This is a genomic window from Kitasatospora sp. NPDC032121, assembly GCF_055580145.1.
The window spans coordinates 102,940-116,047 of the sequence record NZ_JBVILX010000017.1 but is presented as its reverse complement, the minus strand read 5'-3'; the positions used below and the strand labels follow the sequence as shown (position 1 = coordinate 116,047).

9 protein-coding genes are annotated in these 13,108 nt (G+C 71.4%); 4 read left to right on the top strand and 5 right to left on the bottom strand.

Features of this window, described 5'->3' with window-relative positions; translation table 11 throughout:
• Positions 1-2: 2 nt before the first annotated feature.
• Positions 3-3,275, bottom strand: coding sequence for a MobF family relaxase (gene mobF / locus ACZ5OX_RS31505; protein ID WP_465634702.1), 3,273 nt, complete (start codon positions 3,273-3,275; stop codon positions 3-5).
• A 352-nt stretch (positions 3,276-3,627) separates the two neighbouring features.
• Between mobF and ACZ5OX_RS31500 the strand changes: the two genes are divergently transcribed.
• Together ACZ5OX_RS31500 and ACZ5OX_RS31495 are read left to right on the top strand one after the other, a co-directional pair.
• Complete coding sequence (locus tag ACZ5OX_RS31500) at positions 3,628-4,008, top strand: hypothetical protein (RefSeq protein WP_465634701.1); 381 nt, start codon at positions 3,628-3,630, stop codon at positions 4,006-4,008.
• A gap of 674 nt (positions 4,009-4,682) precedes the next feature.
• Complete coding sequence (locus tag ACZ5OX_RS31495; RefSeq protein ID WP_465634699.1) at positions 4,683-4,841, top strand: hypothetical protein; 159 nt, start codon at positions 4,683-4,685, stop codon at positions 4,839-4,841.
• A 148-nt stretch (positions 4,842-4,989) separates the two neighbouring features.
• Here the strand turns inward: ACZ5OX_RS31495 and ACZ5OX_RS31490 are convergent, their stop codons facing one another.
• Together ACZ5OX_RS31490 and ACZ5OX_RS31485 are read right to left on the bottom strand one after the other, a co-directional pair.
• The gene (locus ACZ5OX_RS31490; protein WP_465634697.1) at positions 4,990-7,683 is read right to left on the bottom strand and encodes a DUF6185 family protein; all 2,694 of its coding nucleotides are present in this window, start codon (positions 7,681-7,683) and stop codon (positions 4,990-4,992) included.
• Entirely contained in the window at positions 7,635-8,021 is a 387-nt protein-coding gene (locus ACZ5OX_RS31485; protein WP_465634696.1) for a hypothetical protein, read from the bottom strand. The genes ACZ5OX_RS31490 and ACZ5OX_RS31485 overlap by 49 nt, the downstream gene beginning before the upstream one ends.
• Before the next feature lie 535 nt (positions 8,022-8,556).
• On the opposite strand from ACZ5OX_RS31485, the gene ACZ5OX_RS31480 reads away from it, so the two are divergent.
• Entirely contained in the window at positions 8,557-9,054 is a 498-nt protein-coding gene (locus tag ACZ5OX_RS31480) for a CAP domain-containing protein (RefSeq protein ID WP_465634774.1), read from the top strand.
• Here ACZ5OX_RS31480 and ACZ5OX_RS31475 read toward each other — a convergent pair.
• Both ACZ5OX_RS31475 and ACZ5OX_RS31470 read right to left on the bottom strand, forming a co-directional pair.
• Positions 9,014-9,313 (bottom strand): hypothetical protein, encoded by a 300-nt coding sequence (locus ACZ5OX_RS31475; RefSeq protein ID WP_465634695.1) that lies wholly within the window; start codon positions 9,311-9,313, stop codon positions 9,014-9,016. The genes ACZ5OX_RS31480 and ACZ5OX_RS31475 overlap by 41 nt on opposite strands.
• Before the next feature lie 19 nt (positions 9,314-9,332).
• The gene (locus ACZ5OX_RS31470) at positions 9,333-10,070 is read right to left on the bottom strand and encodes a hypothetical protein (RefSeq protein ID WP_465634694.1); all 738 of its coding nucleotides are present in this window, start codon (positions 10,068-10,070) and stop codon (positions 9,333-9,335) included.
• A gap of 315 nt (positions 10,071-10,385) precedes the next feature.
• Between ACZ5OX_RS31470 and ACZ5OX_RS31465 the strand changes: the two genes are divergently transcribed.
• Positions 10,386-12,866 (top strand): NACHT domain-containing protein, encoded by a 2,481-nt coding sequence (locus ACZ5OX_RS31465; RefSeq protein ID WP_465634692.1) that lies wholly within the window; start codon positions 10,386-10,388, stop codon positions 12,864-12,866.
• Positions 12,867-13,108: the final 242 nt, after the last annotated feature.

Genomic DNA, 13,108 nt, shown 5'->3' with positions numbered 1-13,108 from the left:
CGTCACCGGCCTGCGTCGGGCAGCACCAGGCCCATCGCCTCCAGGAGCGCGGCGCCGGGCCGGGCGCAGGGCGGTGCCCAGTAGGTCGGGGCGGTCGCGGGCCGAGGGGCGCCGTCGGGCAGGCGCAAGCGCTCGCCGTGGTGTTCGGCCAGGGCGTCGAGGCGTGCGACCACGATGGCGGCCAGGTCGCGCAGCGGCCGGCCGGTGCGGTGGTCGGTCTCGTTGCCCCGCCCGTCCGCCCAGGCGGCGCGCAGGAGCCGGGCGGTGTCGTAGCCGTCGTCGGCCAGACGCGCGCACCGGGCGCGCAGGGCGGGCCAGGCCTCGGCGGCGGCCAGGCGGGAGGCGGCGTGGCCGCCGAGCAGTGCGGCGATCGCCCGCTGCGCGGCCTCGGCGTTGAGTTCGTCGAGGACGTGGACGAGGCGGCTGGTGGTGGTCGCGAGGCACTGGGTCTGCTCCTCCTGGCGGCGGGCGGTGGCGCCCGCGGAAAGCCGGGTGCCGTCGCGCTCGACGATCGCGTGCCAGATCTCGCGGGCGGTGCGCGGGTGCCCGGGTTCGCCGCTGTCCTCGTCGGGGGGTGTCTGGGTGACGAGGTAGGCGTGGTTGCCGTAGCGGCCCCGGGTGAGGGCCGGGTAGACGCCGTTGCGGTTCCAGCCGGTGTCGAGCAGGGCGCGGCCGACGTCGACGGTGACGCCCTGGCAGCGCGCGGAGGTGATCGCGTAGCCGAGGTCGACGGCGTCGGCGACGTAGGCCGGGGGCAGGGTGACGGTGCGCCGGGTCCGCTGGTGGCGCACGGTCAGGGAGCCGTCGGCGCCGACGGCCCCGACGGTCCAGACGTCTCCGTTGCGGACCCACTGGCGCCGGTCGGCGGTGGCGAGGCGGCGGTCGTTCACCCGGGTGACCACGAGGTCGCCGACGCCGGCGCGCCCGCGGGCGCCGAGGTCGGCCGTGCGCCGGTCGTCCACCAGGCCACGGGCGATGCGGTCCTCGCGGGCGAGGCGGGACAGCTCGGCCACGGCGGCGTCGGTGGCGGCGATCATGACGGAGCTCAGGCCGTCGTCGACGTCGCGCCGCCAGTCCTCGAAGAGCCGACGCATGACGGCGGCGGCCGGGCCGCAGTGGACGCGCCCTCGCAGCTCGTACGCGTCGAAGGCGGCGCCGGCGTCGCCGACGGACAGCCGGTGGGCCGCGTCGACCTCCCACCGGCGCACCGTGCCGCCCGGGTCGCGGAAACGGCGGACCTCGGTGAGGCGGACGACGGCGTCGGGGACGCTCTCCTCGATGTCGGCGAGCGCGCCGCCCGCTCCGGGCGAGCCGAGCTGGCGCGGGTCGCCGATCGGCAGCAGCCGCCCGCCGGCCTGCCGGACCTGGCCGAGCAGCGCGGCGAGATCGGGGGTGGAGGCCTGGCCGGACTCGTCGACGATGACGATCGTGCCGGGCTGGAGCGTCCAGTGGCGCAGCCCCCGACCGTAGTGCTCGGACATGGTCCGCCACCTGGCGATGTTCTCCGCCCGGATGCCCGCCTCGGCCGCGAGCAGGTCGGCCTGGACCTGGCCGCCGGCCAGGCCGAGGACGGGGATCCGATGGGCGTGCGCGACCTCCCTCACCAGGCGCATGATCGTGGTCTTGCCGGTGCCGGCGGGGCCGACCACCCACGTGGCCCGGGTGTCCGCACCGAAGATCCGGCGGACCGCCTCGCGCTGCTCGTCGGAGGGCGCGAAGCCCCGCTCGGTCTCGCCGGCCGCGAGGACCCGGTCGACCTGCTCGGCCGTCAGGCGGCGCACCGGCGCGGGGGTCGTGGACGCCTCGACGAGCGCCCGCTCTGCGGCCCGGATGCCGTGGGAGGTCCACACCCGGGAGCCGACCTCGGCGAACAGCGACGGACGGTCGTCGCAGCGGGCGTACCGGGCGGGCAGGGGCACCGCGTCGGGCGGGGTCAGCAGCTCGCACCGGACGGGGCTGAGGACGCCGTCGACGACGCGGGCGAGGACCCGGTGGTAGTCGTCGTCGAGGTGGGCGCCGACCGCGGTGAGCCGGCGGCACGCCTCGGCCTCGACGTTGGCCCGGGTCCAGGTGGCGCGATGGCCCTCCAGCTCGGCGAGCACCGCGTCGATCGCCTTCGGGACGACCATCGGGTCGGGGCCCGGCGCGGGGTGGGTGGCACCGGTGCGGGCGGCGGTCCGCAGCAGCCTGTCGGGGCGTCTGATGCCGTAGGCCTTGGCCCGGCGGCGCCACTGCCGGCGCTCGCCGTCCACGGTGGTCGCGGTCTTCGCCGGACGGGACTGGAGGGTGGCGGCCTGGGCCAGCTTGTACTGCTCGGCGCGCTCGGGCGCGCGGCCCTCCCGGACCGTGAACTCGGCGATCATCCGGGCCAGGGCCCGCTCGGTGGCCTCGCGTCGCCGGGAGAACCCGCGCACCGCGCTCAGGGGCACCCCGAGGAACTCGCGCACCGGCCGTTTCGCGGGCCGGATGCTGTCCTGGCGCGCCCCGGCACGGATGCCGAACTCGGCGTGCATCCCGCGTTCCAGCTCGGCGGTGTAGGCCTCCGACAGGGCGACCGCGATCCGGTGCAGATGGCGCGCGTCCAGGGCCAGCCAGCGGCCGTCCGCCGCCCGCACCTTGCTGCTGATCGTGAGGTGCCGGTGATAGGCCGGATCGGCCGCCCGGCTGCTGCGGTGGACGAACACGCAGGCGATGAAGCCCCTGGCGCGGACCTGCACCTGGGAGGCGGGCGTCGGGCCGGTCCGGGTGATGCAGGCCTCACCCTCAAGGCGTTCGAAGATCCGCCGGAAGGCGCGCTCCTCGACGGCCTCCAGCCGGGCCCGCTCGGTGTCGTCGGCGCACCCCCACAGCACGCTGAAGCTCTTCACCGGGGAGAACACCATCTCCCACCCGCACCGGGCAGTCCGGTTGCCCTCCTTCTCGGCCTTCGCCCTCAGCAGGAGCAGCCGCTCCTCGGTGGCCTGCGGCTCCGCGGCGGCGTACCGCTCGTACAGCTCGTCGGCGCTGGGGTAACGGCTCCAGCGCCGACCGAGCGGGCTGCCGTCGACCGGGTTGAGGGCGTCCTTGAACAGGGCGTCGGCGGCCTCCTGGGTGACCCGCCGGCCGGCGATGCCGAGCTCGGCCGCCTGCGCCCCCAGCCACACGCCCGGGGTGTCACCGCCGCCCTCCCAGTGGGCCGTCAGCGAGCGCGAACCGGTCCTCACGTCGTCGCCGGCGACGGTGGAGAGCAGGTAGTCGATGCCGCTGCCCGCACTGATCGGGTGGAGGGTGATCACCGGCCGGCCCCGGGCCCGCCGTGACTCGTCGGGGCACCGACGGTCAACCGGCCCGTCCGGCGGCCGACGGAACAGGGCATCCGGCGCACTCCTTCGGGATCAACGGCGGATAGCAAGAGGTGTGCTGTTCCTGATCACGCTAGCTGTCCGTTCCGCTCCTGCCTCGCCTTCCCGTCCGTGTCCGCTGCTCCTCCTTGCTCGCTTCCGTCCCCTCCTGGTCCTCTCTCGTCGCCTTCCGATCCGCTCGTCATCGGGCATTTCCGGATCGCGTATTCGTTCCACCGGGTTACAGCGCGGGACGGCCCACCCGCAGGTGCTGTACTCGGGCGCGGTGGGGCGCGAGGATCGCGCCATGACCTCACGCAGGAACGAGCAGACGATGGACCGGCGCGCGGCCCTGAAGCGACGCCAGGAGCAGGAGCGCGAAGACCTCCGGCAGCGGCAGACCCGCCAGACCTCCGCCCTCACCGCGATCGACAGGGCCAGGGAGCGGGTCGAGATGGCCCAGGGAGAGCTCGCGAGGGAACTGGAGAAGGCCGTACCTCTCTTCGACGGCGACATCGAGGAACTCGCCGAGACTGCCGGGATCCCCAGGCGCGACGTGCAGGCCGCGCTGAAGGGGCGGAAGGAGATCTCCGCACGCATGGCGAGGCTCACCTTCCCCTCCCCCGCAGCGGCACCGGCGAGCGGCGAAGAGCAGGACACCGAACGCGACCCGGCCGGCGCCTGTTGACCGACGCGCCAGGGCCGCACCGACGCCGACCCGGTCCGGCTATGGCCATGCGGCCGACGTCCATGCGGCGGTGTGTCCACGCGACCGGACAAGCGGGCGCCATCACAGGGCGACCGCAGGGCGACCGCGGTCACCCCCGGCGCCGCCGAGACGGAGCAACCCCCGGCACCCCGCATGCAGTTTCCTGGTGACCCGCCCCCACCCGTACGACGTCCTCACCCAGTGGCTCGCCGCCGGCCGCGGCAAGCACGGCCGCGCCCTGCAGGGCACCACCCCCACCCCGCTACGAGGCCGACCTGCGGGAGTGGCTGTACTTCACCCAGGAGACCACCGGCATCGGTGCGCCTGGAACGCCGACGAGTCGACGCCACCACCTGGGCCTACGCCCCCGCCCTGCGCCGCCCCAACCCCGACCGGCCCTCACGCCGCCCACTCGCACCGCGCGTCTCCCTGCACAACCCCGCCCGCCGCCTGGCCGCCCTCGCGGCGTTCTACGCCTACGCCGCCGACGCCGGCCACACCCCCGAACCCCCGTTCAACGCCGCCGCGCTGCGCCCGTCCCCCACCGCGCTGCCCCGCACCACCCCGCTCACCCTGGAACAGGCCGCCGCGATGCCGACGCCGGCCACACCCCCGAGCTGCCGGCCGTCGGTACCCGTACCGGGGCCGGCACCATGGCAGCCGCCGGGACCGACAACGACCTGCCCGAGCAGGAGGACGACCGTCGCAGCTCGCTGCTGCGGCAGGCCCTCCGCGCCGCCGTCCTCTCCTTCTCCGAAACCCCCGCCCTGATCGTCTCCGCTCTCGTCGAGCGGTGGATCACCACCCGCTGAACCCCACCGGACCCGCAGGAGTGACGCTGCCGAGCTTCCGGGCGCTCGACGACAGCGCGTCATGGCCGCGACGGAGCTGCCGCTCTCCGGCAGACGCACGTCCCGGGTGCCGACCACGGCACCCGGGACGTGCGCGCGAGTCGTCGGCTTACGGCGGCTTCATGCCCCGGATATCGGGTCCGACGAAGAACTTCGCGATCACGACCAGTGCGCCCAGCTGAGCCAGTACATAGGCGATCTGTGCGGAGAATCCGCGGAGCTGGTAGATCCAGAGCAGCAGTCCCAGGCGGCTGGGCCACAGACGCCGCTCAGCATGGAAGGTGTCCGCGTCCATGGCGAGGCCGGTGAGGGTCAGTACCAGAAGCATTTGGCAGACGGTGATGGCCACGTTGCCGAGCGGCTGGTCGGTGATGCGGTTGCCCAGGATCCCCAGGACGGTCAGCAGGGTGTAGACGGCGACCAGGCTCAGGGCGCGTGCCGGACCGCGGCGGCCGGGCAGCAGGCGCCAAAGCCCTCCCAGGACCAGGCCCGCGCCCGCCGAGGCGAGCTCCAGGGTCAGGAACAGCCTGACCATGTTGGGTGCCCCGAAGGAGTCCTGCGCGGTGTACATCCACTGAGTCTCCTCCGCCCGGTAGGAGAACCAGAGGATGACGAGAGTGCCCGGAAGGCCGAAGGCGGCCGCCAACAGGGCGGCCCGGCGGGCGTTCTCCCACCACCTGGCGTGTGGGCCCCAGCTCAGGGCGACGTCCATGATCGTGTACTGGCCGGGTAGCCAGACCTGTGCCGTGCCTGCGGTTCTGGTCGGCGGCCGCCAGCGGTGCAGCCCGCTCAGCTCCCGTTCGATCGCGTGCCGTTCCTTCTCCACCGCGTGCCGGCTCGCGGTTCCCTCACTCTTCCCCAGGTCACGGAGCTCGTCGGTCAGCTCCCGGTAGCGGCGGGCACGCACGATGAAGTCGGAGCGGCTCGTCTCCCTGATCGCTTCGCCCAGCGTCGGGGTGTTCCCACTTCCCTCGAGGTGATGGGTCAGGACCGCCCACCGCTTTCCGACCGCCAACAGGACGTAGAGCCCGGCGATGTCCAGGAGGAGCCAGAGGACGGCCACGGCCTGGCTGCCCGCGAACGAGTTCTGGCGGTAGGCGACCACGAGGGCGAAGAACACGGCGAACAGGAGGCGGTCCAGCCTGGTGGGATACGCGCGCGGCACGGGGAACGCCAGGTCCCTGGCCCGTAGCAGGCCCACGATGGCGACGCCGGTCGGTACCCAGGTCCAAGAAGCGCACCACACGGGGATCTGGATCGCGTAGGACACCAGACGCTCGCTCAGGAAGGACTGGTGCAGCCAACCGTACTCCGACATCGCGCGGTTGCTCAGCCAGCTGGCCCGCTCCCACCCGCGGTCCTGGGTCCACCACTGCCACCCCAGCAGGAGGAGGGTGACCACGGCGAGTCCCGGTCCGACGCGGCGCAGCCGCCAGGGTGACGTCGATGACCGGATCAGCCCGCCCTCACACGCGAGCCGCCAGATCCACAGCGCCAGGCCGGTCAGCCACAGCCACAGGAGCGCCGCGGTCATGGCCACCAGTGGGACGAAGCCGTGGACGGGCCCGGTCCCGGGGAGGGAGAGCTTCGAGGGAAGGCTGAACAGGGACGGCCAGGCGGCCACCAGGCCGCCGGCCGCCGTCACCAGCGAGGCGGCCAGCAACACCGACCTCCTCGGACGGGCGGTGGCCGTCAACGCCCAGCCGACCAGAAGCCCGATCAGGATCATCAAACGATGGTCGAGGAGCACGTACTGCGGCGGCAGGAACGCCAGGATGATGACGGCGCTGACGACACCCCACTGCAGCAGGGCCGTGCTGCTGCAGATCTCGAGCCCGGTGGCCGCGGAATCCAGCCCGAGGGCCTCGGCGTGGGCCGGCCGGCGGCGGGCTCGTAGAGCGGCCACCGCGAGGACGGCGGAGATGACCACCCACCAGGCGGCCTGCCCGATCTTGTTGCTGACGAGAAACGGTGCGAGTTTGCCGCTCACCGCCGCCCATGCGCGCTGCCACGGGGGAACCACCCGAACCGTCAGCAAGGGGCTCGACCCCTGAGGCCGGCCGGGGTCGAGCCACACCAGGCTCCCGTTGCCGACGGTCGAGGGTTCGGGCACCAGGCCGGATGCCTCCAGGCCGCCCAGATCGACCGTGACCGAGTTCCAGCGGGCCCCCACCAGAGCCGTCGGCGCGACGAGGGACAGCTTCCACTGGTGGCGGTGCACGTCAACGTCCCACGGCCCGACGCGGAACGTGCCGCCGTGATCGAACCAGAAGACCGTCGGGTACTCGACCTTGACCGAGTCAGGCTCGGTGCTCACCGTCGGGTTGGACTTGCGCCACTCGTTCTGGCGCTGGTACTGCTGCGGGGGCTGCCCCGGCTCCTGCTCGTCGCGCAGGAGACAGCGCATCGCGTCGCGGTAGGCAACAGAACTCTTGTGCAGCAGCAGGCCCTCGGCGTGCTCCCAGGACCTGGGCACGCGGACGGTCATGACCCCCTCGCCCTTGGCCGTGAGGTGGGCGTGGTTGGAGAGTTTGAGTTCGACGTCCACCTGGGCCGCGGTCAGCTGCTCCGCATGGCAGCCGCTCGCGGACGGGGAATCCGCTCGGGCGGACTGTCCGCCCCAGAGGATCAGGAAGACCAGCAACGGCACGGCACACAGCCCCCACCGGTACACCGCGGTGCTGCGGGCTCTCGGGTTGCGACCGTGCGACGGCGGCGAGGTGTTCGTGTCCACCTCGCCGCCGTCATCCTTCTTCAACGCGGTGTGCTCCCGCTTCCCGGGCACCCGCTGATCAGACTGCACTGCAGGATCACCTGGTAGGCGTGGCTCTCGACCTCAGCGCTGCCGTGTCCGGTCTTCACGAACCGCCACTGCGAGGGCTTGGTGTGACCGGTCGTGTCCGCCTTGTCGACCCGGATCTGGAGCGTGCGTGCCGCGAGGTCGTGGGTTTCGACCAGGACTTCGTCGGACGCGAGGGGAAAGTGCTCGTGCAACAGGCACAGGCCGAAGCGGTCGAGGTTCCCGTGCTTTTCCAGCACATCCACTAGATCGTGCACGAATTGACTGTCCTGCGGACCCAGCCCCTTGGCTTCCTCGAACTTCGGAAGTGGCTGCCCGGGAACGTCCGTCGGATTTCCCATGAAGGGCTCCTCAATGTCATCTGAGTGGCTTTCGGAAGTGTAGGTGGGGTGACAAACGGCAACAAGCCGACACCCCGGAGTGATGGCCGGGTCATCATGGACGGGAAGCGGACGCCGGCTTCAAGAACACCGTGATCTGCACACGGAGCCGGTCGGCCTGGTCACGGGCCGCGGCCTGTCGGGCAGGCACGACGCCGGTCCAATCGCAACTACAGCCGGGTTATTCATCCGAACAGATCAACGTAGCGCTCGTTGGGCAAGCCGCCTTACCCCGAATTGCTCACGGTGATCTCATCGCCCGACGTGTGATTGCCCGCGCTCGGCGAACGGAGACCTCCACTCGGAATTCAGGGGTATCCGATGAAACCAAAACTCATCGCAACCGCAGCAGCGATCGTCTGCGGCCTGCTCATGATGGGCCCGAGTTCGGCCACCTACGTGCAGGGGCGTACCGCCACGGCGCCCGCCGTCCGCACGGACGCGGACGCAGCCACCTGCTCCTCGCCCAACGCCCCACCCGGGTACGGGATCGCAGATCAGCGACGCCGATGCCGCGCAGCTCGTCAGTGCCCACAACGCCGCACGCCAGGAGGCCGCCCAGAAGTACAACCCCGGCCTCACCCCGGTTTCCGTGGCGTGGGACGCCAAGCTGGCCTGTGATGCGCAGGCCTGGGCCGACGACCCTGCCTCCACCGCGGACGGCGGGCTCCACCACAGCGATCGCGCCACCAACGGCAACGAGGGCGAGAACCTCCTCGACTCCACCGGGCCGGTGCGTCCCATGGCGGCGCTGGACCCCTCGGTGGGCTACAGCTGGATAGCCGAGAAGACCAAGTTCGACACCGACAACAACGCTGCGATCGATGGCAACGCAGCCGCCGGAACCAACTTCCACGCCTGGGGTCACTACTCGCAGATGGTGTGGATGTCCCCGGCATCGGTCACCACGTCGATCGGTTGCGGTGTGACGCAGGGCGTGCCCGTGGACGGCACTACCCTGCGCGTTTCACTTGGAGCCTCGTCCGCATCGTGATCGGGACTGAAAGACGGAGGCTGGGCGTGTCCCAGAGCCAGACCGGGCGGTTCGCCCCGCCGCTGGGCAGCTTCTCGACGGCCAGGCGGATCACGGTGCCCTCGATGACGGGCAGCGGTCCGTCGTGCTCCAGCCATGCCGCCCGGCGGGTCAGACTCGGGTGCAGCCAGTCCCAGGCCCGGGCGACGGCGTTGCCGTGGCGGCGGGACGCGGTGGTGGTGACCGCCTGCTGCCGGTCGCCGAGACCTGCTGTTGTCATGGTGGCCGCGCAGCGTCGGTCAGCCCGCTGTGGATGTGGCGAGTCGGTGGATCTGAGCGGCCACCAGGTCGGTGCGCAGGGCAGGCTCGTGCGCGCTGTCGTCGCCGGTGAAGAACAGGACGCGGTTCTCTCCGACGGCCGCATAGAGGTAGACGCGGGTGAAGCCGCCTTGCGAGGTCACCGCGCCGGTGGGCGAGACGACGCGGAAGCCGACCGCCGGTGCCTCCGGCGTATCGGAAACCACCGGCTCGACCCGCAGGTCCGCCCCGCTGCCGCCCTTGTCCAGGTGGAACCCGGCGCAGCCGCCCCTGTACACAGCGGCCTCCAACGCGTCGAAACGCTCCTTCGACCGGCCGTCCGTGAAGCTGCCGACGTCCACCAGCGTGCGATTGCCGAGGACGTTGCTTCCGGTGACGTACCAGCGCCGGGCGGAGGCCACGGGCCGCTCGGAGAGGAGGGTGAGAACCGGTGCACACGCCGGATACCGCTGTGCGGCCGCAGCCATCGGGTCCGGCCCGGCGGCGGGTACGTCTTGGGCGGGCTCTGTGGTACTGCCCGGCGGCAGGTCCGCGGCCGACAACAGGACTCCCGTCAGTTGTTCCCCGGACAGCGCCCCGAGGGCACGCCACGCGGGTACGGGACCGGCCGGGGTGGCAGTGGCCGACGGTGCTGCGGGGCCGCCGACGGAGGTGCTGCTGCCGGCACCGGCCGAGTTGGATGCCACGGCCGAGCAGCCGGCGGTGAGGGCGATCAGCACCGGTACCGTTGCCCTGGAGGAACGCTTCCGGATTCCGCCGTGAGAGACGCCGGCCGTGGTTCTGGCTCCCGCCCGTGGTGTCTATGTGCTGTTTACAACAGTCTTTTGTGTTCTTCTCGTTGATCGCAGAAACGGTTCGACTCGAAATCTCACGATCGTCTGAGGTCATCACTCTCCACTACCCACTGCCCCTGACAAGCCTCCCTGGAGCCGCCACCCGGTCCACCGGAAACCCGTCGGCGACAGACGTCGGCCTGCCAGCATGTCGGGGTGACTGGAGAGGTACACAACCACAGCGAAGGATCACCCCAGAACGTGATCCAGGCGGGACAGATCCACGCCCTCCATCTGAACTCCTCCCCCGCCTCCCGCAGCAGACGGTCGGCCAACGCCGACGCCGAGAACGATGCCCTGGACGGGCTGGCCCGTGAGGTGCTGGATCAGTGGCGGGATGAGGCCAGTGTCCGAGGTCTGCACCATCCGGTTCCGATGGCGGTTCCCTGGGAGCTGGAGCAGGGCCACCGGAACGACCCGAACGCAGAGCGTCCTGAACTGACCGGGCTTGAGGATCTGGTGGCCTGGGTCCGAACGCTCACGCCACGCCAGCTGGTGGTCACCGGTCCTGGCGGAGCGGGGAAGTCGTCCCTGGTCGTCCTGATCGCGGTCGAGGTGCTGAAGGCCAGGGCCCCCGGCTCCGGGGAGAGCGTGCCGGTCATCCTGGCAATGCCGGACTGGGAGCCCGGGACCAGCGTCCAGGACTGGGTCATCAGGCGCATCAGCGAGGAGTACGGAAGGCTCGTCGAAGGCCTGGATCAGCCGGTCGTGGAGTCACTGGTGCGGGGTCAGCGGATCATTCCCGTGCTCGACGGCCTCGACGAGCTCCCTCCGCTGGCTCGCGAAGACGCGGTGAGGGCGCTGGAGCGTGCACTCGGCACGACGGACCCCCTGATTCTGACCTCCCGACCGGAGGCCTACCAGCCTGTCGTGGACGACTCGCCGGTACTGCGCCATGTGCCCGTGCTGCGTCTTTGCCCGGTGACTCCCGAGGCTGGGCGCGCGTACCTCGCCCAGATGTGTCATCGGGATCGTCTCGGCCCCTGGCAGTCGCTCTTCGACGCGATGGAGAAGGACTCCGAAGGCCCGGTCGCCACCACCCTCTCCTCGCCCCTGATGCTCTCGCTCGCGGCAACGGTGTACGCGCCCAGGAACGCCGACCCTCGTGAACTGCTCGATGCGACGCGGCTGCCCGCAGAGGCGGACATCAAGGGCCATCTCCTGGACGCGCTGATCCCGGCTGTCTGCGCACAGGGGCCCCGTCCCTCCTACCTCCCCGGGCCGGTGCGCCGTTGGAAGTCCGACAGAGCGCCCGCGTACTTCCGCTTCCTGGCCGGCGAGCTCCGCCGCCGGCGTACCCAGGACATCGCGTGGTGGCAGCTGAGGAGCCGGCTGACCGAGCCGGGCGTCTGGGGCACCCTCGTGATCGTCGCCGTCGGCATCTACGGCACGGTGGTGGGCTATGCGATCGCGGGGCTGGCCACCCTCCTGGGTGTCTCTCCCCCACGGCCCGGCCTCGGGATCCTGGGCGTGGGCCAAGTACTCGGTGCCGTCGCCGCGGTCGCCATCATCACAACGGCCATCGGCAGGGCGCTCACGAGGCACCTGTTCAGCGGCTTCGACGATCGCCCACGACGACCGACGGCCGGAGTCAGTGGACGGCTGCTCCTGGCGGCAGCGGCGGTGGCGACGACAGTCGTCGGCGTGGCCCTGCCCGGCAGCACGTCGGCGACCCTGTGTGTCTTCCTTCTTCCTCTGCTCTCCGGTGTGCTCCTGACCCGGTCGACCGAGTCCGACAGGACGGCCAGGCCGAGGCAGTTGCTGCGCGACGAGCGCAGGATCGCTCTCGTCGAATCCACGGTGGTCGCACTGGCCATCGCGGCAAACTCACTGGCGTTCTTCCACTGGCTCAACGGCGATCCCCTGCTCATCGGTGGCGGTCTCGTCATCGGCTGGTCGTGCTCGGCCGCCGTCCTGATCGCCCTCAGCCGCTGGGGCCGCTGGACGGCGACGCGGCTCATCCTGGCGAGGCGTCGATGCCTGCCACGCGATGTGGTGGGCTTCCTCGAGGACGGCCGCCAGTTGGGCGTGCTGAGGCGGTTCGGCGGGATCTACCAGTTCCGGCACGCCGAGTTGAAGTCCCGTCTTGCCGGAGAGACGCCGGGCCCGATGCCCGACAGTGCCGCAGGAGCACGCGAAGTAGTGCTCAGGAGCAGCGTGCGGAGCATCGGGGCCCTATGGGCGTCGGCACGCGATCTGCTGGGGCTGACCGCCGTGTTCCTCCTGGTGGTCTCCCCCGTGTCCTCGGGCTCAGGCTTCCAGGCCGACTTGCGCCAGACCTGGCTGCTGACCGTGCGTTGGTGGCCCCTGCTGTTGGCCGTGCTCGGCGTTCTCGTCCTGGGGGCACTGGCGTTGCGAGCGGTCGCAACGCGGCTGCGCATCAACGGTGAGGGTGTGGAGCTCAACGAGGGCCGCAAGCTGCGGCTGCGGTGGGATGACGTGGCGGAGGCACGGGTGATCAGGGTCCGATCCCGCAGAAATGTGGAGACCGGCTCCCCCGATCTGAACGTCTCGTACTGCCTCGCGATGAGGCCGGTGCCCGGGCTGAAGACGCCGAGCTTCCCCATCGACACAGACGGCTGGATTCGGGTGTGGGAGCTGGGCTCCACCGAGGTGGTGCCGCTCGATCTGGAGCTTGCGCTCTCCCGGTTCGCCGCCGACCGGTGGCGCCGTGACGGCTGAAGCCTGAGGCTGCCCAACGGCACCAGGGACGGCGGGGGAGTCACCCTGGTCATCCACACGGCGGTCCGCGACTGCTCGGATCGCGCTGCTCCGTCACCCGCCGGACGCTGCAGGATTTTCCGCGGAAAATCCTGCAGCGCCTGGCGGAGCCAGGCAGACGTTCGGTGTTCAGCGCCTCGGCTCACATACCCAGGTGTATGGACGCCGGACACATCGTGGCCGCGGCCGCGCTGGATGCGAGG

What these genes read in the sequence shown, in the direction of transcription:
- ACZ5OX_RS31495 (WP_465634699.1), top strand. Translation starts at nt 4,683, where the DNA reads ATGGCAGCCGCCGGGACCGACAACGACCTGCCCGAGCAGGAGGACGAC.
- ACZ5OX_RS31485 (WP_465634696.1), bottom strand. Translation starts at nt 8,021, where the DNA reads ATGGGAAATCCGACGGACGTTCCCGGGCAGCCACTTCCGAAGTTCGAG.
- ACZ5OX_RS31475 (WP_465634695.1), bottom strand. Translation starts at nt 9,313, where the DNA reads ATGACAACAGCAGGTCTCGGCGACCGGCAGCAGGCGGTCACCACCACC.
- ACZ5OX_RS31500 (WP_465634701.1), top strand. Translation starts at nt 3,628, where the DNA reads ATGACCTCACGCAGGAACGAGCAGACGATGGACCGGCGCGCGGCCCTG.